18 protein-coding genes are annotated in these 18,304 nt (G+C 60.1%); 13 read left to right on the top strand and 5 right to left on the bottom strand.

The annotated features are described in order from the left end of the window. The coding region (locus QRN20_RS23945; RefSeq protein WP_502942238.1) for a threonine ammonia-lyase at positions 1–623 on the top strand (623 nt) is incomplete at its 5' end. 149 nt (positions 624–772) lie between these two features. Further along, entirely contained in the window at positions 773–1,201 is a 429-nt protein-coding gene (locus QRN20_RS23940; protein ID WP_122418872.1) for a DUF2269 family protein, read from the top strand. A gap of 12 nt (positions 1,202–1,213) precedes the next feature. On the opposite strand, the gene QRN20_RS23935 is transcribed toward QRN20_RS23940, so the two are convergent. Further along, positions 1,214–1,870 (bottom strand): histidinol-phosphatase, encoded by a 657-nt coding sequence (locus QRN20_RS23935; RefSeq protein WP_004882820.1) that lies wholly within the window; start codon positions 1,868–1,870, stop codon positions 1,214–1,216. A 142-nt stretch (positions 1,871–2,012) separates the two neighbouring features. On the opposite strand from QRN20_RS23935, the gene QRN20_RS23930 reads away from it, so the two are divergent. Further along, positions 2,013–2,492: an RNA pyrophosphohydrolase gene (locus tag QRN20_RS23930; protein ID WP_002555745.1), complete on the top strand. Its 480-nt coding sequence runs from the start codon at positions 2,013–2,015 to the stop codon at positions 2,490–2,492. 21 nt (positions 2,493–2,513) lie between these two features. Next, positions 2,514–4,793, top strand: a complete 2,280-nt coding sequence (gene ptsP / locus QRN20_RS23925; RefSeq protein ID WP_025994331.1) for a phosphoenolpyruvate--protein phosphotransferase — start codon at positions 2,514–2,516, stop codon at positions 4,791–4,793. Between the two features lie 76 nt (positions 4,794–4,869). Here ptsP and QRN20_RS23920 read toward each other — a convergent pair whose 3' ends face one another. Next, the gene (locus QRN20_RS23920; RefSeq protein WP_122607020.1) at positions 4,870–5,616 is read right to left on the bottom strand and encodes an NRDE family protein; all 747 of its coding nucleotides are present in this window, start codon (positions 5,614–5,616) and stop codon (positions 4,870–4,872) included. Between the two features lie 127 nt (positions 5,617–5,743). Between QRN20_RS23920 and lgt the strand changes: the two genes are divergently transcribed. Together lgt and QRN20_RS23910 are read left to right on the top strand one after the other, a co-directional pair. Next, on the top strand, positions 5,744–6,556 hold the full coding sequence (gene lgt, locus QRN20_RS23915; protein ID WP_004882818.1) for a prolipoprotein diacylglyceryl transferase: 813 nt from the start codon (positions 5,744–5,746) through the stop codon (positions 6,554–6,556). A 52-nt stretch (positions 6,557–6,608) separates the two neighbouring features. After that, complete coding sequence (locus QRN20_RS23910; protein ID WP_004882817.1) at positions 6,609–7,580, top strand: thymidylate synthase; 972 nt, start codon at positions 6,609–6,611, stop codon at positions 7,578–7,580. 394 nt (positions 7,581–7,974) lie between these two features. On the opposite strand, the gene QRN20_RS23905 is transcribed toward QRN20_RS23910, so the two are convergent. Further along, positions 7,975–8,961 (bottom strand): GGDEF domain-containing protein, encoded by a 987-nt coding sequence (locus tag QRN20_RS23905; protein ID WP_004882816.1) that lies wholly within the window; start codon positions 8,959–8,961, stop codon positions 7,975–7,977. 135 nt (positions 8,962–9,096) lie between these two features. Next, a complete protein-coding gene (gene desA, locus QRN20_RS23900; RefSeq protein ID WP_004882815.1) occupies positions 9,097–10,281 on the bottom strand; it encodes a delta-9 fatty acid desaturase DesA in 1,185 nt (394 codons plus the stop codon). 157 nt (positions 10,282–10,438) lie between these two features. On the opposite strand from desA, the gene dibA reads away from it, so the two are divergent. From dibA to QRN20_RS23870, 6 genes are all read left to right on the top strand, one after another. Beyond that, complete coding sequence (gene dibA / locus QRN20_RS23895) at positions 10,439–12,370, top strand: phosphodiesterase DibA (protein WP_285361383.1); 1,932 nt, start codon at positions 10,439–10,441, stop codon at positions 12,368–12,370. Between the two features lie 202 nt (positions 12,371–12,572). Continuing rightward, positions 12,573–12,755: a sulfur starvation response protein OscA gene (gene oscA, locus QRN20_RS23890; RefSeq protein ID WP_003170956.1), complete on the top strand. Its 183-nt coding sequence runs from the start codon at positions 12,573–12,575 to the stop codon at positions 12,753–12,755. Between the two features lie 129 nt (positions 12,756–12,884). Beyond that, positions 12,885–13,895, top strand: coding sequence for a sulfate ABC transporter substrate-binding protein (locus tag QRN20_RS23885; RefSeq protein WP_004882809.1), 1,011 nt, complete (start codon positions 12,885–12,887; stop codon positions 13,893–13,895). A gap of 106 nt (positions 13,896–14,001) precedes the next feature. Then, positions 14,002–14,823 carry a sulfate ABC transporter permease subunit CysT gene (gene cysT / locus QRN20_RS23880; protein ID WP_057408445.1) on the top strand — a complete coding sequence of 274 codons (822 nt, stop codon included), beginning with the start codon at positions 14,002–14,004 and terminating at the stop codon, positions 14,821–14,823. 10 nt (positions 14,824–14,833) lie between these two features. Continuing rightward, positions 14,834–15,706: a sulfate ABC transporter permease subunit CysW gene (gene cysW, locus QRN20_RS23875; protein ID WP_004882801.1), complete on the top strand. Its 873-nt coding sequence runs from the start codon at positions 14,834–14,836 to the stop codon at positions 15,704–15,706. A 2-nt stretch (positions 15,707–15,708) separates the two neighbouring features. Continuing rightward, on the top strand, positions 15,709–16,689 hold the full coding sequence (locus tag QRN20_RS23870) for a sulfate/molybdate ABC transporter ATP-binding protein (RefSeq protein WP_025994338.1): 981 nt from the start codon (positions 15,709–15,711) through the stop codon (positions 16,687–16,689). A 205-nt stretch (positions 16,690–16,894) separates the two neighbouring features. Here QRN20_RS23870 and QRN20_RS23865 read toward each other — a convergent pair whose 3' ends face one another. Continuing rightward, a complete protein-coding gene (locus QRN20_RS23865) occupies positions 16,895–17,419 on the bottom strand; it encodes an Mpo1 family 2-hydroxy fatty acid dioxygenase (protein ID WP_004882798.1) in 525 nt (174 codons plus the stop codon). An 84-nt stretch (positions 17,420–17,503) separates the two neighbouring features. On the opposite strand from QRN20_RS23865, the gene QRN20_RS23860 reads away from it, so the two are divergent. After that, positions 17,504–18,208 carry a Crp/Fnr family transcriptional regulator gene (locus tag QRN20_RS23860; RefSeq protein ID WP_029244528.1) on the top strand — a complete coding sequence of 235 codons (705 nt, stop codon included), beginning with the start codon at positions 17,504–17,506 and terminating at the stop codon, positions 18,206–18,208. Positions 18,209–18,304 lie beyond the last annotated feature (96 nt).

The raw sequence follows: 18,304 nt of genomic DNA, 5'->3' as shown, positions 1-18,304 counted from the left end.
AGACCCTGGTGGCGATCGACTCCGGGGCCAACGTCAACTTCGACCGCCTGCGCCATGTGGCCGAGCGCGCCGAACTGGGCGAAGGCCGCGAAGCGATCATCGCTGTGACCATCCCCGAACGCCCGGGCAGCTTCAAGGCGTTCTGCGAGGCCATCGGCAAACGGCAGATCACCGAATTCAACTACCGCTACCACACCGACCGCGAAGCCCACATCTTCGTCGGTGTGCAGACCCACCCCGAGAACGATCCGCGCAGCGCGTTGATCGCCAGCCTGACCGAGCAGGGCTTTCCGGTGCTGGACCTGACCGACAACGAACTGGCCAAGCTGCACATCCGCCACATGGTGGGTGGACACGCCGAGCGGGTCAGCGATGAAGTGGTGCTGCGCTTCGAATTCCCCGAACGTCCCGGTGCGTTGTTCAACTTTCTTAACCGGCTGGGCGGACGCTGGACCATCTCGATGTTCCACTACCGCAACCATGGCGCGGCGGATGGTCGAGTGGTCGCAGGGCTGGTGGTGCCTGAGGACGAGCGGCATTTGGTGAGCCAGGCGCTGGCCGAGATCGGCTATCCGTACTGGGATGAAAGCGAGAACCCGGCGTATCGGCTGTTTTTGGGCTGAAGCCTTAAAGCTGCGTGCGCCGGGACGCGGAGTGTCCTGAGAGGCATTCCCACGCGGAGCGTGAGGAACGATCAGTGTGAAGGCTATAACCGCTAACGCAGGTCTGACTGCTAGACTCAACCCGCCCGATTCAAGAGGAAGACCTTGCGATGGAACCCGTCACCGCCCTGAAAACCCTGCACATCGCTGCCATCACGCTGTTGCTGCTCAGCGTTCTGGTGCTGGCCAGCGGCGTCATCAAGGTGCGCCTCGAAGGTGATGCGACCATCCAGACCCGTCTGCTCAAGCGTCCATTGCTGTTCTTCTGGCTGCTGATGGCGGTCTGCCTGGCGATTCTGCCGTTCAGCGGCTGGTGGCTGGTACATTCGATAGGTTTGTCGCTGGGGCAGACCTGGGTGTTGGGCAGCAGCGTGCTCTACACGGTGGGCCTGTTCAGCTGGGTATGGCTGGTGGCAAGGCTTAACCGATTGCGCCTCGGCGCGAGGACCGACAGGCGCGGCTTCACCCTTGCACTGGCGATCGTCAGCGTGGCGTGTTTCGTCGTGATCGCCGGCCTGACGGGCTTCAAACCGGCGTAAGCACTGGCTGAATCAGTGACGCAGTGTGATCACCGGCCAGCCGCGTTGCTCGGCTTCGGCGCGCAGTTTGGGATCGGGATCGACTGCGACCGGATTGGCGACTTGCTCCAGCAGCGGCAGGTCGTTCATCGAGTCGCTATAGAAATAGCTGTCCTCAAGGCTGAACGCGTTCTCTTCCAGCCACAGATTCAACCGCGTGACCTTGCCTTCACGGAAGCACGGAATGCCCGTCGTGCGGCCGGTATAACGGCCATCGATCATCTCGCATTCAGTGGCCAGCAGTGTCTCGATCCCCAGTCGTTCCACGATGGGTGCCGTCACGAAACGGTTGGTTGCAGTAATCACCACCAATTTGTCGCCCGCCGCACGGTGCTTGGCGATCAACTCCATGGCCTTGGGCAGCATGATCGGTTCGATGCAGTCACGCATGAACTCACGGTGCCATTGCGCCAACTGTTCCATCTCGGTCGCGCCCAGAATCTCCAGTGTGAAGTTCAGGTAGTCGGTCATGTTTAACGTGCCGGCCAGATAATCCTGATAGAACTCATCGTTACGGGTTTTGTAGGACGCGGTGTCGAGGATGCCGCGACGGCACAGATAATCACCCCAGGCGTGATCGCTGTCGCCACCCAGAAGCGTGTTGTCGAGGTCGAATAGTGCCAGGCGCATGCGGTTACTCGCTGAATTAGCTGAAAAAAGAGCATCAGAATACGAGGTTTTCACAAGTCTTCACATAAGGTGACAAGCCTCGTTGCTGGTTTGATCGCCTTTGTGGAACAATGCGGCGACATGCGTTTGCGAGGTTGTTGCCGTGATCGACCCCGATGGTTTCCGTCCTAATGTCGGGATTATTCTGACAAACGATGCTGGTCAGGTCCTATGGGCTCGGCGTATTAACCAGGATGCCTGGCAGTTTCCGCAAGGGGGAATCAACCCACAGGAGACGCCGGAAGACGCGCTTTATCGTGAGTTGAATGAAGAAGTCGGACTTGAACGACATGATGTGCAAATACTTGCCTGCACTCGAGGCTGGTTGCGCTATCGTCTGCCGCAACGACTGGTCCGTACTCATAGCCAACCGCTGTGTATCGGCCAAAAGCAGAAATGGTTTCTCCTGCGCCTGATCTCCAACGAGCAGCGGGTGCGGATGGATTTGACCGGGAAACCGGAGTTCGATGGCTGGCGCTGGGTCAGCTATTGGTATCCGCTTGGCCAGGTGGTGACATTCAAGCGCGAGGTGTATCGACGCGCACTCAAAGAGCTTGCCCCGCGCCTCTTATCGCGCGACTGACACGGAGTTCGACCCCGAGCCATGCTCAATACGCTGCGCAAGATCGTCCAGGAAGTTAACTCCGCCAAGGATCTCAAGGCGGCGTTGGGCATTATTGTGTTGCGCGTAAAGGAGGCCATGGGCAGCCAGGTCTGCTCGGTCTACCTGCTCGATGCCGAAGCCAACCGTTTTGTACTGATGGCCTCCGAAGGCCTCAACAAACGGTCCATCGGCAAGGTCAGCATGGCGCCGAACGAAGGCCTCGTGGGTCTCGTGGGCACGCGCGAAGAACCGCTGAACCTCGAAAACGCCGCCGATCACCCTCGTTATCGCTACTTTGCCGAAACCGGTGAAGAGCGTTACGCGTCGTTCCTGGGTGCGCCGATCATCCACCACCGCCGTGTGGTCGGGGTTCTGGTGATCCAGCAAAAAGAGCGCCGCCAGTTCGATGAGGGCGAAGAAGCCTTCCTCGTCACCATGAGCGCGCAGCTCGCGGGCGTTATTGCTCACGCCGAAGCCACTGGCTCGATCCGGGGTCTGGGTCGCCAGGGCAAGGGTATTCAGGAAGCCAAATTCGTCGGCGTGGCCGGTTCGCCCGGCGCTGCGGTCGGTGTGGCGGTGGTCATGCTGCCACCTGCCGATCTGGAAGTGGTTCCCGACAAGACGGTTACTGACATCGCGGCCGAGCTGGCGCTGTTCCAGAACGCACTGGAAGGCGTGCGCAATGATATGCGTACACTGTCCGCCAAACTGGCCACCCAATTACGCCCCGAAGAGCGCGCGCTGTTCGACGTCTATCTCATGATGCTCGACGATGCCTCGCTGGGCAGTGAAGTCACCAACGTCATCAAGACCGGCCAGTGGGCGCAGGGCGCGCTGCGCTCGGTGGTCAACGAACACGTTAAACGTTTCGAACTGATGGACGACGCCTACCTGCGTGAGCGGGCTTCGGACGTCAAGGACCTGGGCCGCCGCCTGCTGGCCTATCTTCAGGAAGCGCGGCAACAGGCGCTGGTCTACCCAGACAACACCATTCTGGTCAGCGAGGAACTGTCGCCGGCCATGCTCGGTGAAGTGCCTGAGGGCAAGCTGGTCGGTCTGGTCTCGGTGCAGGGTTCCGGTAACTCCCACGTCGCGATTCTGGCCCGGGCCATGGGTATTCCGACGGTCATGGGCCTGGTGGACTTCCCGTACTCCAAGGTCGATGGCATCGACCTGATCGTCGACGGCTACCACGGTGAGGTCTTCACCAACCCCAGCGACATCATGCGCAAGCAGTTCGGCAAAGTGGTCGAGGAGGAGCGTCAGCTCTCCCAGGGCCTCGATGCGCTGCGTGAGCTGCCGTGCGTGACGCTGGACGGGCATCGCATGCCGCTCTGGGTCAACACCGGCCTGCTCGCCGACGTGGCGCGTGCTCAGCAGCGTGGCGCCGAAGGTGTCGGGCTGTATCGCACCGAAGTGCCGTTCATGATCAACCAGCGCTTCCCGAGCGAAAAGGAACAGCTGGCAATCTACCGCGAGCAGCTGGCGGCTTTCCATCCGCTGCCGGTGACCATGCGCAGCCTGGACATTGGTGGCGACAAGGCGCTGTCGTACTTCCCGATCAAGGAAGACAACCCGTTTCTTGGCTGGCGCGGCATTCGTGTGACCCTCGACCACCCGGAAATCTTCCTGGTTCAGACCCGCGCCATGCTCAAGGCCAGTGAAGGCCTGAACAACCTGCGCATTCTGCTGCCGATGATCTCCAGCACCCACGAGGTGGAAGAAGCGCTGCACCTGATCCACCGCGCCTGGGGTGAAGTGCGTGACGAAGGCACCGACGTGCCGATGCCGCCCGTGGGCGTGATGATCGAAGTCCCGGCGGCGGTCTATCAGACTCGCGATCTGGCGCGTCAGGTGGATTTCCTGTCGGTCGGCTCAAACGACCTGACCCAATACCTGCTCGCGGTCGACCGCAACAACCCGCGTGTCGCCGACCTCTACGATTACCTGCACCCTGCGGTGCTACAGGCCCTGCAAAGCGTGGTGCGAGACGCCCATGCCGAAGGCAAGCCGGTCAGTATCTGTGGCGAAATGGCGGGCGACCCGGCTGCGGCGGTGCTGTTGATGGCGATGGGCTTCGACAGCCTTTCGATGAACGCCACCAACCTGCCGAAAGTGAAGTGGATGCTGCGCCAGATCAACCTGAGCAAGGCCAAGGACCTGCTGGCGCAGTTGATGACCAATGATAACCCGCAAGTCATCAGCAGCTCGCTGCAACTGGCACTGAAAAACCTCGGCCTGTCGCGGATGATCAACCCAGGGTCCGTGAAAGGGCACTAGGTTCGAGTGTTGAATTGGAGCGCGCTTGATCGTTCCCACTCTGCGTGGTAACGCCTCCCAGGACGCTCCGCGTCCGCTACACCCTCAACTCAACCTCCCCCAACCGCCCACCCTGCGGCCCGAAGCTGTGTTCGATCATCTGCCGTGTGCCGTCGGCGTTGACGATCAGTACGGTGCTGGCGCGGGTGCCGTAGTTGGGGCTGGCGATGAACACGCTGGACAGCAGCTTCTCGGTGGCAAGGCCCACGCCGGTTTCAGGCAGCTCGGCGTCTGCGGCAGGCTGCGGATCCTTCAGCAGGTCCAGTAATCGTTCGGGCCGAGGGTCATCCAATTGCGCTGTCAGTGCTGCTCTGGCCTTGAGCAGTTTGGGCCAAGGCGTGTTCAGGCCTGCGTTGGACAGCCCGTACACGCCTTCGCCCAGCAACCGGGGCGTCGGGTTGGTCGAGTTCAGGTAATACAACTGCGCTGCGTCACCCGCCAGCAGGTTGAAACCCGTGTATTCACTGGCGCGCGCAGCCATTTCGGCCACGTAATCCTCGGGCGATTGCTCACCTGCCAGAAACTTAGCCACCAGCTCGCCACGCGAACGCAGGCCCAAAGTCTGGCCCGGATCACGAATATTGGTCACAGCGGCAAAGCGTCCCTGGGCACCGATGCCCATCCAGGTGCCGCCGGCTTTCAGGTCTCGCCCTGCGTAAACGTTCGGCATGTCCTCCCACTGGCTCAGTGGCCAGGTAGGGCGCGCATAGAATTCGTCACGATTGGCCGCCACAATCAGCGGCTTGGCCTGAGACGGCCGCCAGGCGAATACGATCAGACACATTCGGTTCTCCTTTTTTCCTGAACTGTACGCAGCTTTGTCCGGTGGCCGCTAGAGCAACCGGCCGGGCTCCGGTAACATGCCCGCCTGATTCAGTCGCCCGCACGGGCGTTCCAATTGAGGATACGCAATGCTGCCTTACCCGCAGATTGACCCGGTAGCCGTTGCCATCGGCCCGCTGCAAATTCACTGGTACGGTTTGATGTACCTGGTCGGCATCGGTGGTGCCTGGCTGCTGGCGTCACGTCGCTTGAACGCATTCGATCCGACCTGGACCAAGGAAAAACTTTCCGACCTGATTTTCTGGCTGGCCATGGGCGTGATCGTCGGCGGACGGCTGGGCTATGTGCTGTTCTACGACCTGTCGGCCTATATCGCCAATCCATTGCTGATCTTCGAGGTCTGGAAAGGCGGCATGGCGTTCCACGGGGGCTTTGTCGGCGTGATGATCGCGGCCTGGTGGTTCGGCAAGCGCAACGGCAAAAGCTTCTTCCAGTTGATGGACTTCGTTGCACCGCTGGTGCCGATCGGTCTGGGTGCCGGGCGTATCGGCAACTTCATCAACGCCGAGCTGTGGGGCAAGCCGACCGACGTGCCATGGGCAATGGTGTTCCCTCCGTTCAGCGACCCTGCGCAACTGGCGCGCCATCCGTCGCAGCTGTATCAGTTCGCACTGGAAGGTGTGGCACTGTTTATCATCCTTAATCTTTATGCGCGTAAACCCCGCCCGACCATGGCCGTTTCCGGCATGTTCGCGCTGTTTTACGGCATTTTCCGTTTTGTGGTCGAGTTCGTCCGGGTGCCGGACGCACAGCTGGGCTATCTGGCGTGGGGCTGGGTCACCATGGGTCAGATCCTGAGTCTGCCGATGATCATCGCCGGTCTGTTCCTGATCTGGCTGGCCTACAAGCGCGCTCCGGCGTCTACCAACGCAGCGGTCTGACACCGAAACGCCGCATGCTCGCGTGCGGCGCTTTCAACAAAGCAGGTGATTTATGAAGCAATATCTGGAACTGGTCGCACATGTGATCAAGCACGGGACCTTGCAGTCCAACCGTACCGGCGTGAACACCATCAGCTTTCCGGGTGCGATGCTGCGTTACGACTTGCAGGAAGGTTTCCCGGCAATCACCACGCGTCGTATGGCGTTCAAATCGGCCATCGGCGAGATGGTTGGTTTCCTGCGTGGCGTGAGCAATGCGGCCGAATTCCGCGAGCTGGGCTGCAAGGTCTGGGACCAGAACGCCAACGAAAACGCTCAGTGGCTGAACAACCCGTTCCGCAAGGGCGAGGATGATCTGGGCGAGATCTACGGCGTGCAGTGGCGCAAATGGCCTGCCTACAAGCGAATCGATGCGGCCAATGTTGCCGCGATTGAACTGGCGCTCGGTCAGGGATATCGCCAGATTGCCGAGTCCGAGGAAGACGGCCAGGCGTTCGTGGTGCTGTACAAGGCCATCGATCAGATTCGCCAGTGCGTCGACACCATCATCAACGATCCAGGCAGCCGCCGGATTCTGTTCCACGGCTGGAACTGTGCACAGCTGGATGAGATGGCGCTGCCGCCTTGCCACCTGCTGTATCAGCTGCATCCTAACCCGCAGACGCGTGAAATCTCGCTGACCCTCTACATCCGTTCGAACGATCTGGGTCTGGGCACGCCGTTCAACCTGACCGAAGGCGCGGCGCTGCTGAGCCTGATCGGTCGTCTGACGGGCTACACGCCGCGCTGGTTCACCTATTTCATTGGTGACGCCCATGTCTACGAGAACCATCTGGACATGCTCAACGAGCAGCTTACCCGCGAGCCGTTCCCGATGCCGAAACTGAAAATCTCCGACCGCGTGCCGGAGTTTGCCAAGACCGGTGTGTATCAGCCGGAGTGGCTGGAGCTGATCGAGCCGTCTGACTTCACGCTGGAAGGCTATGAGCATCACCCGGCAATGACAGCGCCGATGGCGGTTTGAACTATGGAATGCATTTGATCGTTCCTACGCTCCGCGCTCATCGTTATACACAAGTCATCCTGAAGGAATGCGGTACTGAAAGTGGGAGCGGACTTGTCCGCGAATACTGAGTTTCAGACGCTGCATCTTCGTCGGATGTACTAACTTTTCGCGGACAAGTCCGCTCCCACGGTCGTAACCGTGCCCGCTCCAAACGCTTATCGCGACTTGTGTATAACGCAGAGCGCAGAGCGTGGGCACGATCGGTGTAGAGACAGACCTGTGTATAACGACGAGCGCTCCGCGTGGGAATGCCTCTCGGGACGCTCCGCGTCCGCTCTGGAATGTGACCCAGAGCGTCACGGCTGCAGGCCCACGCAGATGGGCGCGATCAGTGGAGGATCAGGCGATCAGCTCAAACCAGAACGATCTGGTTCTTGCCCTGCCGCTTGGCCTGATACATCGCGGCATCGGCGCGGCCATAGAGGGCTTCCAGGCTGTGGTCGTCCTGGGTCAGGTTGGTCAGGCCCTGGCTGGCCGTAATGCTGAAGGTGCTGGTGCCGCACTGAAAGCTCTGGCGCTGGATCTCGCGTTGCAGGCGCTCTGCGATCTGCATGGCCATCTCCGGTGCGCAGCCGGGAAAGACCGCTGCAAACTCTTCACCGCCAATCCGTCCGAACAGGTCCCCGCGCCTCAGCGCTGAGCGACCGCTCTCGGCAATGCGCTGCAGCACGGTATCGCCTTCCTGGTGGCCATAGGTGTCGTTCACCAGCTTGAAATCGTCGATGTCCAGCAGCAGGAAGGCCAGCGGCGTGCCGTTCAGGCGTGCCAGCTCGAACTCGCGCTGGGCGCATTCGAAGAAGTGGCGTCGGTTGCTGCTCTGAGTCAGTACGTCGGTGGTGGCCAGGCGCTGCAGTTCATCCTCGAGCTGTTTCTTCTCGGTGATGTCCTCGGCAATGCCCACCACGACCAGGCGCTGCGCATCATCGGTCTGGCGACTGACGAAGCACTTGTCGCTCAGCCAGCGCACTTCACCGTCGGCGCGGATGATGCGGTACTCGCGGTCTTCAATGGCACCTTTCTCGATCACTTCACTCAGGCTGCGCTCGGCGTAGTTGAGGTCATCCGGGTAGATGCTGTCGCGCCACTCACCGTAATCGGCCAGCAACAGCCCTGCAGAGCGTCCAAAGATGCGCTCGTAGGCCGGGCTGACGTAAATCATGCGCTGGGTTTCCCAATCGAACGCCCAGAGCACAGCGTTGACGCTGACCAGCAGCGAACTGAACAACTGTTCGCGCTCGCTCAGGCGCGCCACTTCAGCCTGAGCATGCATCAGGGCAAGCAAGGTTTCAGCGGCGGCGGGCATTTCGGTAGCGGAGGTGACAGGGCTTTGCTTTTCCATAAGGCGACGTCTCAAGCAGCGCGCAGCCAGTGCTTGCGCGCTCTCCCATTCACAGCGGGAAAGACGATGAGATGTTTTAAAAGGAGGGAAGTTCCGAAACCGGCATGCCCGCAAGGGGCATACCGATCAAAGGTGTCAGGCTTGAGCCGGGCGCAGAGAGTAGGTTTTCAACTGATCGGCGAAGTCGCGCAGGGACTGAATGCCACTGGCTTCGGCTTCGTGAATCCACTCTTTCATGGCCGACAGCATGTCATGACCGTTGGTGCTGGTCTTGACCCAGATCTGCTGCAGCGCAAGGCGTTTTTCGTAGATCACCTTCAAGGCCTGGCTGTGTTCCAGCATGGTCTGGATGCGCACGTGGTGTCTGTCGTCCAGCAGGCTGGTCTCGCGGGACAGCAGGCGCTTGGCGCGGTGGAACTGATGGCGGACCGACGCATCGGCCTTGGCCAGTTCCTGAGCGACCAGCGGACCGATCACGACCTTGCGGTACTGGGCCATGATCTGGAAGCGGTTGTTGAGGATGGCCATCGCGGTGTCCATGTCCAGATGGCCCTTGCCTTCGACCCGATGGGCGATAGGCGCGACGCGCTGCACCTTGGCAAGACGCAGGAAGCTGAACACCTTGATCCACGCCCAGCCCATGTCGAATTCCCACGGCTTGACCGACAGCTTGGCCGAGTTGGGGTAGGTGTGGTGGTTGTTGTGCAGTTCTTCGCCACCAATGATGATGCCCCACGGCACCAGGTTGGTCGCCGCATCACGGCACTCGAAGTTGCGATAACCCACGGCATGACCCAGTCCGTTGACCACGCCTGCGGCCCAGAACGGAATCCACATCATCTGGATTGCCCACACGGTGATACCGATGGCACCGAACAGCGCCAAGTCGATCACCGCCATCAGGGCAATACCCAGCAGCTTATAGCGCGAGTACAGATTGCGTTCGATCCAGTCTTCCGGGCAGTTCTTGCCGTAGATGCGCAGGGTGTCTTCGTTCTGAGCCTCTTCGCGATATAGCTCGGCGCCCTTGCGCAGGACGGTAGACAGCCCTTTGACGACCGGACTGTGTGGGTCATCGACGGTTTCGCATTTTGCATGGTGCTTGCGGTGGATGGCGGTCCACTCGCGGGTGTTCTGCGCCGTGGTGAGCCACAGCCAGAAACGAAAGAAGTGCTTGAGCCCCGCATTGAGTTCCAGGGAGCGGTGAGCTGAGTAGCGGTGCAGATAGACCGTGACGCCGACAATCGTCACATGGGTCATGGCCAGCGTGACTGCTATTACCTGCCAGACGGAAAGGTCGAGCAAACCGTTGTACCACATAGGCTGTTTGGCCCTCGTAAAGATACGCGTGAAGAAAAAAGTAACAACTGCATTATCACTGACATCCCACAGAAAACCAGTCACGCTTTTAGATAAGAGTCGCAGGATGTTTCTTGCTTTATAATTGCGCTCCTTTCATAAGGCCCTGGATTTTCTTATGACGGACTCTACTGACGGAGCGCTACGGACGGCCATTCTGTACGGCATGCTGTCCGTTCTGTGGTTGCTGGCGTTCGATTGCCTGCTGCCGCTTTTCATCGAAGATCCGGCTCATTTGGCCATCGGGCAGCGCGCGGGCGGCTATGGATGGGTGTTGATAAGCGCGGTCATGCTCTTTGTCGCGCGTGACCGTTTGATGAAAGTCATCACCGGCAAGGCACAGGTAGCGCGTCATCAGGACGATCACGACCAGCTGAGACTGGCTGCTGCAGTGTTCGACAGTACCCTGGAAGGGGTGCTGGTAACTGACGCCAAAGGCCGGATCGTGCACGTCAACCGGGCGTTTGTGGACATTACCGGCTATCAGCCCGATGAAGTGCTGGGTTTCAACCCCAGCAAGTTCCAGTCCGGCCGCCACGGTGCGGAGTTCTATCGGCAGATGTACCGCTCGATCCTCAGCGCCGGTCAGTGGAGCGGCGAGATCTGGAATCGACGCAAGAGCGGCGAAGTCTATCCGCAGTGGCAGACGATCCGCAGCATCAAGGCCGATGACGGCCAGCCGAAAAACTTCGTCGCGGTGTTTTCCGACATGACCGCCATCAAGCGTTCCGAGCAGGAGTTGGCGCAGTTGGCCCACTACGATGCGCTGACCGGCCTGCCCAACCGTCTGCTGCTCACTGACCGGATCAGTCAGGCGCTGACGTCTGCCCGTTCCAGCAAGCGCGGCTGCGCGCTGCTGTTGATCGATCTGGACCATTTCAAGAACATCAATGACAGCCTCGGCCATAACATCGGCGATGAAGTGCTGAAGGCCATTGCCGTTCGACTCGAAGGTGTGATCGAGAGCGACATGACCCTGGCGCGTTTGGGCGGTGACGAGTTTGCCTTGCTGGTCAAGAACTGCCCGCAGATGGTCCAGGCTGCGGCCCTGGCGCAGCGGGTCATCGAAGTGCTCAAGGCGCCATTTACCATCGCCGGACAGCAGCTGTTCATCAGTGCCAGCCTGGGCATCAGCCTGTTTCCAGGCGATGCGCTGACTGACCAGCAATTGTTGCGCAATGCCGACTCTGCGCTGTTCAAGGCCAAGAGCAACGGCCGCGACGGCTATGCGTTGTACACCGAAGAGCTGACGTCCCACGCCCGTCAGCGGGTGCAACTGGTCAGCGAACTGCGCCACGCCATCGAACATCAGGAATTACGCGTCTTTTATCAGCCGGTTCACGACCTCGCCACCCGCTGCATTGTGGGTGTCGAAGCGCTCGTGCGTTGGCAGCACCCGTCACGGGGCATGGTTTCACCGGGGGAATTCATTCCGGTGGCCGAGCAGAGCGGGCTGATTGCCGATATCGATGCCTGGGTGCTGGAAACGGCATGTCGGCAGATGCTGGCCTGGCAAGCCTGCGACGTGCCGATCCGCTTTGTGGCGGTCAATGTTTCCAGCCGGTTGTTCAGCACCGGTGATCTTGATCGTCAGGTCAGCCAGGTGCTGCGTGATACCGGCCTTGATCCTGCCTTGCTGGAGCTGGAAGTGACTGAAAGCGCAGTAATGGAAGACCCCGAGCAGGCCATCGAGCAGTTGCACCGGCTGCGCGAGTTGGGCCTGAGTCTGGCCATCGATGACTTTGGCACCGGTTATTCCTCTCTGCTCAGGCTCAAGCGCATGCCGGTCCAGAAGCTGAAGATCGATCAGGGATTCGTGGCGGGACTGCCGGGCGATGACGACGATATTGCCATCGTGCGCGCGGTCATCGCGCTGGCGGGCAGCATGGGCATGCGAGTGCTGGCCGAGGGCATCGAGCAGGCCGAGCAGGCGGCGTTTCTGTTCGACAACGGGTGTGAGTTGGGCCAGGGCTACTGGTTCGGGCGACCCGTGCCTGCCGAATCGATCAATTGGGCACATGCCCCGGTGTTCACCACAGCTCCGGTCTGACGGGTTCTGACGCGCCTGATTCATGCTCTGGCCGGACGTGCAATGCGTTCCGCCATGGCGTGGAATCTTTTAATTTCTTTTGGTTATATCTGCATTCTTAAATAGTCTTTTTAAGAATATCTGCACCTCACTACTATTGCCTCATCGCCACATGCCAGCGCTTCGGGTGCGACGGCAGGCTCCACTTTCAAGGAATACGATAATGAGCGCATCTCTACGTAGTGTTGACGGTCAGGACGAAGCGGCCATTTTGCGTGAGATTCAGAGTGCGTTGCGTGACCTGCGCTTTGGCGCCGTCGAGATCACCGTGCACAACGCACAAGTGGTGCAGATCGAGCGCAAGGAAAAGTTTCGTTTGCAGAACCCGGGTAACAAGCCGAGCTGACACAGCGCCGGATGAAACAACCGAATGCGATGCACCCCTGACAAGCAGCGCGCCGGTGTGAATCTCACGCTGGCGTGCGACGAAGAAATCAAAAAAAGCCGACACACAGAATTTGCAGGAGCTTCACCTATGTCCATTCGCCGTTTTGCCCTGGCCGCTCTCGCCAGCGCTGTATTCGCAGGTTCCGCTGTCGCCAAGGACTACGAGTTGCTCAACGTGTCGTACGACCCGACGCGTGAGCTGTATCAGGAATACAACGCCGAGTTCGCCAAGCACTGGAAACAGTCCCATCCGGACGACACCGTGACCATCAAGCAGTCCCATGGTGGTTCGGGCAAGCAGGCCCGTGGCGTGATCGACGGCCTGCGCGCCGACGTCGTTACCCTGGCGCTGGCCGGTGACATCGACGAGATCGCCAAGCTGGGCAAGACCCTGCCTGAAAACTGGCAGACGCGTCTGCCGGACGCGAGCACGCCGTACACCTCGACCATCGTGTTTCTGGTGCGCAAGGGCAATCCAAAAGGCATCAAGGACTGGGGCGACCTGATCAAGAAAGACGTGTCGGTGATCACGCCCAACCCGAAAACCTCGGGCGGCGCGCGCTGGAACTTCCTGGCTGCCTGGGCTTATGGCCTGAAGGCGGGCGGTGGCGACGAAGCCAAGGCCAAGGAATACGTGCAGACCCTGTTCAAGCATGTGCCGATTCTGGACACCGGTGCGCGCGGCTCGACCATCACCTTCGTCAACAACGGTCAGGGTGATGTGCTGCTGGCGTGGGAAAACGAAGCGTTCCTGGCGCTGAAGGAAGACGGTGGTGCCGACAAGTTCGACATCGTCGTACCGTCGCTGTCGATTCTGGCCGAGCCGCCGGTCGCCGTCGTCGACAAGAATGCCGAGAAGAAAGGCAACACCGCCGTGGCGACCGAGTACCTGAAACACCTGTACAGCAAGGAAGGCCAGGAAATTGCCGCGAAAAACTTCTATCGTCCACGTGACAAAGAGATCGCCGCCAAATACGAGAAGCAATTCCCGAAACTGGATCTGGTGACTATCGACAAAGACTTCGGCGGCTGGAAGACTGCGCAGCCGAAGTTCTTTAACGACGGCGGCGTGTTCGACCAGATTTATCAAGCGCAATAAACCGCATGACGATACCGCGCAGCCCTCAACAGGCACGGTATCGCAGTGATGGTAAAACAGCCCGGATCAACGTCCGGGCTTCGTGCAAGTAAAACCAGGGACTTCTATGTCGCGTCGTATCTCCCCCGTCATACCCGGCTTCGGGCTGACGCTGGGCTACACCTTGGTGTACCTCAGTCTGATTGTGCTTATACCGCTGGCCGCCATGTTCGTGCATGCCGCACAGCTCACCTGGGATCAGTTCTGGACCATCATCACCGCACCTCGCGTACTGGCGGCGCTGAAGTTGAGTTTCAGCACCGCGTTCTACGCGGCGGTCATCAACGGGGTGATCGGTACGCTGCTGGCGTGGGTGCTGGTGCGTTATACCTTCCCCGGACGCAAGATCATCGATGCGATGATCGACCTGCCTTTTGCCCTGCCGACCGCCGTGGCCGGTATCGCCCTGACAGCGCTGTATGCGCCCAATGGCTGGGTCGGGCAGTTCGCCACTGATCTGGGTTTCAAGATCGCCTACACCCCGTTGGGTATCACTCTGGCGCTGACCTTCGTGACGCTGCCGTTCGTGGTGCGCACTGTTCAGCCAGTGCTGGCAGATATCCCGCGTGAAGTCGAAGAGGCCGCCGCCTGCCTGGGTGCCCGTCCGCTGCAGGTGTTTCGCCACATTCTCGTGCCCGCGCTGCTGCCTGCCTGGCTGACGGGCTTCGCGCTGGCCTTCGCTCGCGGTGTGGGGGAGTACGGTTCGGTCATCTTCATCGCGGGCAACATGCCCATGAAAACCGAAATCATGCCCTTGCTGATCATGGTCAAGCTCGACCAGTACGACTACACCGGTGCGACTTCCATTGGCGTTCTGATGCTGGTGGTTTCCTTCATTCTGCTGCTGCTGATCAACCTGCTGCAGCGGCGCATTGAAACCCCATCCTGAGGAGGCGAGCATGTCTTATTCATCGGTTTCCGCTGCAGCCTCCGCCAACGACGCACGTCGTGGCAATGCGGTAGCGCGTCGTATCCTGATCGGCCTTGGCTGGCTGATCTTCGCCCTGTTTCTGGGGCTGCCGCTGTTCATCGTGGTCTCGCAAGGCCTGAAAAACGGTCTGGGCGCATTCTTCGAGGCGGTGCTCGAGCCGGACGCACTGTCGGCGCTCAAGCTGACGGTCATTGCCGTGCTGATCTCGGTGCCGCTCAACCTTGTGTTCGGCGTCAGCGCCGCGTGGTGTGTGAGCAAGTACTCGTTTCGTGGCAAGAGCATTCTGGTCACGCTGATCGACCTGCCGTTCTCGGTATCGCCGGTCATTGCCGGTCTGGTCTACGTGCTGATGTTCGGCGCGCAGGGCCTGTTCGGGCCGTGGCTGCAGGATCATGACATCCAGATCGTCTTCGCGCTGCCGGGCATCGTGCTGGCAACCATCTTTGTGACCGTGCCGTTCGTCGCGCGTGAACTGATCCCGTTGATGCAGGAGCAGGGCACGCAGGAGGAAGAGGCGGCGCGTCTGCTGGGTGCCAACGGCTGGCAGATGTTCTGGCATGTCACGGTGCCGAACATCAAGTGGGGCCTGATCTATGGCGTGGTGCTGTGTACCGCTCGGGCGATGGGTGAGTTTGGCGCGGTGTCGGTGGTGTCCGGCCACATTCGCGGCGTTACCAACACCCTGCCGCTGCACGTCGAGATCCTCTACAACGAATACAACCACGTTGCCGCCTTTGCGGTTGCGAGCCTGTTGCTGATCCTCGCGCTGTTCATCCTGCTGCTCAAGCAGTGGAGCGAATCCCGTATTAACCGTCTGCGCCATAACGCGGCGGAGGAATAATCATGTCGATCGAAGTCCGTAACGTCAGCAAGAACTTCAACGCCTTCAAGGCCCTGAACAGCATCAATCTGGACATCCAGAGTGGCGAACTGGTTGCCTTGCTTGGCCCGTCAGGCTGCGGCAAGACTACCTTGCTGCGCATCATCGCAGGCCTGGAGACCCCGGATGCCGGCAGCATCGTGTTCCACGGTGAAGACGTCTCCGGCCATGACGTGCGTGATCGCAACGTCGGTTTCGTGTTTCAGCATTACGCGCTGTTCCGGCACATGACCGTGTTCGACAACGTCGCGTTCGGCCTGCGCATGAAGCCCAAGCGCGAACGTCCCAACGAGACGCGGATTGCCGAGAAGGTTCACGAATTGTTGAACATGGTGCAACTGGACTGGCTGGCCGACCGCTACCCGGAGCAGCTTTCCGGTGGTCAGCGCCAGCGTATCGCGCTGGCCCGCGCCTTGGCTGTGGAGCCCAAAGTGCTGCTGCTGGACGAGCCGTTCGGGGCGCTGGACGCCAAGGTCCGCAAGGAGCTGCGTCGCTGGCTGGCGCGTCTGCACGAAGACATCAACCTGACCTCGGTCTTCGTGACACACGATCAGGAAGAAGCCATGGAAGTGGCGGACCGCATCGTGGTGATGAACAAGGGCGTGATCGAACAGATCGGCTCACCGGGTGAGGTGTATGAAAACCCGTCCAATGACTTCGTGTATCACTTCCTCGGCGACTCCAACCGTCTGAGTCTGGGTGATGAAGGCCACGTATTGTTCCGCCCGCATGAAGTGTCGTTGTCACGCCAGGAACTGGAAGACCACCACGCCGCCGAAGTCCGCGACATCCGCCCGCTTGGCGCGACCACGCGGGTCACGCTCAAGGTCGAAGGGCAGAGCGAGCTTATCGAGGCCGAAGTGGTCAAGGATCACGACAGCCTTGTGGGCCTGGCGCGGGGCGAGACCCTGTTCTTCAAACCCAAGGTCTGGCAGAAGTTGTAAGGCAGTCGGGCTGATCGTGCTTGTTTGAACGACCCGGTACTGATCGTGCCCATCGCTCCGCGTGGGCATGCCGCCCGTGACGCTCTGCGTTATATTCAAGAGCGGACGCAGAGCGTCCCGAGAGGCATTCCCACGCGGAGCGTAGGAACGATCATCACACTATATTGATGCGCCCACGCGGAGCGTAGGAACGATCACCCGTTCGTTAAACCGCAGCCTTGCGCACGTTGCGCCCCACCGGGCCGGCACGTTCTTCGATGGCGTGCTGCAACGGTTTCAGCAGGCCCATCAGGAATGCCAGCTCCGCCACCACGAACAGCGGGCCGATGATCAGGCCGGTCACGTCATCGATGAATGCCGGTTTGCGGCCTTCGTAATAGTGGCCGATGAACTGGATGATCCAGCCAACGACAAACAGCCCCACGCCCGCACTCAGCCAGACCATGGTCGTCTGTTGCGCCAGATTCGCGCCTGCCCAGATGCACAGCAGCAAAAGTACCGCCATCACCACGCCAAGCACCCGGTCCAGTCGCAGGTAAAACACGGTCGATGCCAACGTCACCAGCGCCGCGGGCGATAGCCAGATGCCGCCCACTGACCAGCCCGGCCGGGACAAAAGTACGGCCACTGCCAGAACAATCAGCGGGATACCTATGAAGTGGGTCACGATATTGCGTGAGTCGCGGTGATAGGACGCGTATTGGCTGAGATGATCGACAAGGTTTTTCATTATTATTCCTGCCTGAAGCGCTGATCCGGGTTGATCACCGTATCGCCTTTGCAATACGACTGCCTGAAAAACAAGGGAGCAAATATGACAAATGGAACGTTATGGCGGTCACGATTGCTGTCCGATTACTGGTTTTCCAATCTACCTGCCGGTTTGCAGGATAGCCTGCTGGACGCCGCTTTCCAGATTCGCAAGACGCCCGGCAAGGCACTGTTCAAAAAAGGCGACCCGGCGTGCGGTCTTTACGTGTTGGTCGAGGGCAGTGTGCGTGTCGGTCCTGCTGTTGATCAGCGTCTGGTGCCACGTCTGGAGCCCGTTCGCCTGCCGTGCTGGTTCGGAGAAGTGTCGTTGTTCGACGGGCTGCCGCGCAGGTTCGATGTGGTGGCACGGGAGCAGACGATCTTTCTGCATGTGCCCCAGCGCGTGCTCATGGAGCTGCTCGATCAGCATCCGCAGTACTGGCATTCGTTTGCCGGTCTGCTCAGCCACAAGCTGGGCCTGCCGATTCCGCTTTCTGATGAGATGGCCCGATTGCCCGCCAGGCACTGGGTTGCGTGGCGCCTGCTAATGCTGTCCGAAGGCTATGGAAATCTCAGCCATGCGCGGCGCCTGGTTACGCTGGACGAAATCCAGCCGCCTGAGGATCTTTCTCCGGCCGTTTTGCTCGACGTGCTGCAGGACCTGCATGCACGCAAAGTCGTTCGTTTGGGGGAAGGGCAGTTGGAAGTCTTCGAAGTGGAGAAGCTGCGCAAGGTGGCGAATTACTCCAAGGCCAGCGCCGTGTGTTGAAGGTGCGCCCGACGCTGATCGTGCCCATGCTCTGCGCTCGGCGTTATACACAAGTCTGCCTCAACACTGATCGTGCCCATCGCTCCGCGTGGGCAT

This window comes from Pseudomonas sp. fls2-241-TYG-175 (genome assembly GCF_030209155.1).
Lineage (GTDB): Bacteria > Pseudomonadota > Gammaproteobacteria > Pseudomonadales > Pseudomonadaceae > Aquipseudomonas > Aquipseudomonas viridiflava.
This window is presented reverse-complemented; position numbering and strand designations above follow the sequence as displayed.

What these genes read in the sequence shown, in the direction of transcription:
- QRN20_RS23865 (WP_004882798.1), bottom strand. Translation starts at nt 17,419, where the DNA reads ATGAAAAACCTTGTCGATCATCTCAGCCAATACGCGTCCTATCACCGC.
- QRN20_RS23940 (WP_122418872.1), top strand. Translation starts at nt 773, where the DNA reads ATGGAACCCGTCACCGCCCTGAAAACCCTGCACATCGCTGCCATCACG.
- QRN20_RS23910 (WP_004882817.1), top strand. Translation starts at nt 6,609, where the DNA reads ATGAAGCAATATCTGGAACTGGTCGCACATGTGATCAAGCACGGGACC.
- cysW (WP_004882801.1), top strand. Translation starts at nt 14,834, where the DNA reads ATGTCTTATTCATCGGTTTCCGCTGCAGCCTCCGCCAACGACGCACGT.
- QRN20_RS23905 (WP_004882816.1), bottom strand. Translation starts at nt 8,961, where the DNA reads ATGGAAAAGCAAAGCCCTGTCACCTCCGCTACCGAAATGCCCGCCGCC.
- QRN20_RS23885 (WP_004882809.1), top strand. Translation starts at nt 12,885, where the DNA reads ATGTCCATTCGCCGTTTTGCCCTGGCCGCTCTCGCCAGCGCTGTATTC.
- QRN20_RS23870 (WP_025994338.1), top strand. Translation starts at nt 15,709, where the DNA reads ATGTCGATCGAAGTCCGTAACGTCAGCAAGAACTTCAACGCCTTCAAG.
- oscA (WP_003170956.1), top strand. Translation starts at nt 12,573, where the DNA reads ATGAGCGCATCTCTACGTAGTGTTGACGGTCAGGACGAAGCGGCCATT.
- QRN20_RS23860 (WP_029244528.1), top strand. Translation starts at nt 17,504, where the DNA reads ATGACAAATGGAACGTTATGGCGGTCACGATTGCTGTCCGATTACTGG.
- cysT (WP_057408445.1), top strand. Translation starts at nt 14,002, where the DNA reads ATGTCGCGTCGTATCTCCCCCGTCATACCCGGCTTCGGGCTGACGCTG.
- ptsP (WP_025994331.1), top strand. Translation starts at nt 2,514, where the DNA reads ATGCTCAATACGCTGCGCAAGATCGTCCAGGAAGTTAACTCCGCCAAG.
- QRN20_RS23935 (WP_004882820.1), bottom strand. Translation starts at nt 1,870, where the DNA reads ATGCGCCTGGCACTATTCGACCTCGACAACACGCTTCTGGGTGGCGAC.
- desA (WP_004882815.1), bottom strand. Translation starts at nt 10,281, where the DNA reads ATGTGGTACAACGGTTTGCTCGACCTTTCCGTCTGGCAGGTAATAGCA.
- dibA (WP_285361383.1), top strand. Translation starts at nt 10,439, where the DNA reads ATGACGGACTCTACTGACGGAGCGCTACGGACGGCCATTCTGTACGGC.
- lgt (WP_004882818.1), top strand. Translation starts at nt 5,744, where the DNA reads ATGCTGCCTTACCCGCAGATTGACCCGGTAGCCGTTGCCATCGGCCCG.
- QRN20_RS23920 (WP_122607020.1), bottom strand. Translation starts at nt 5,616, where the DNA reads ATGTGTCTGATCGTATTCGCCTGGCGGCCGTCTCAGGCCAAGCCGCTG.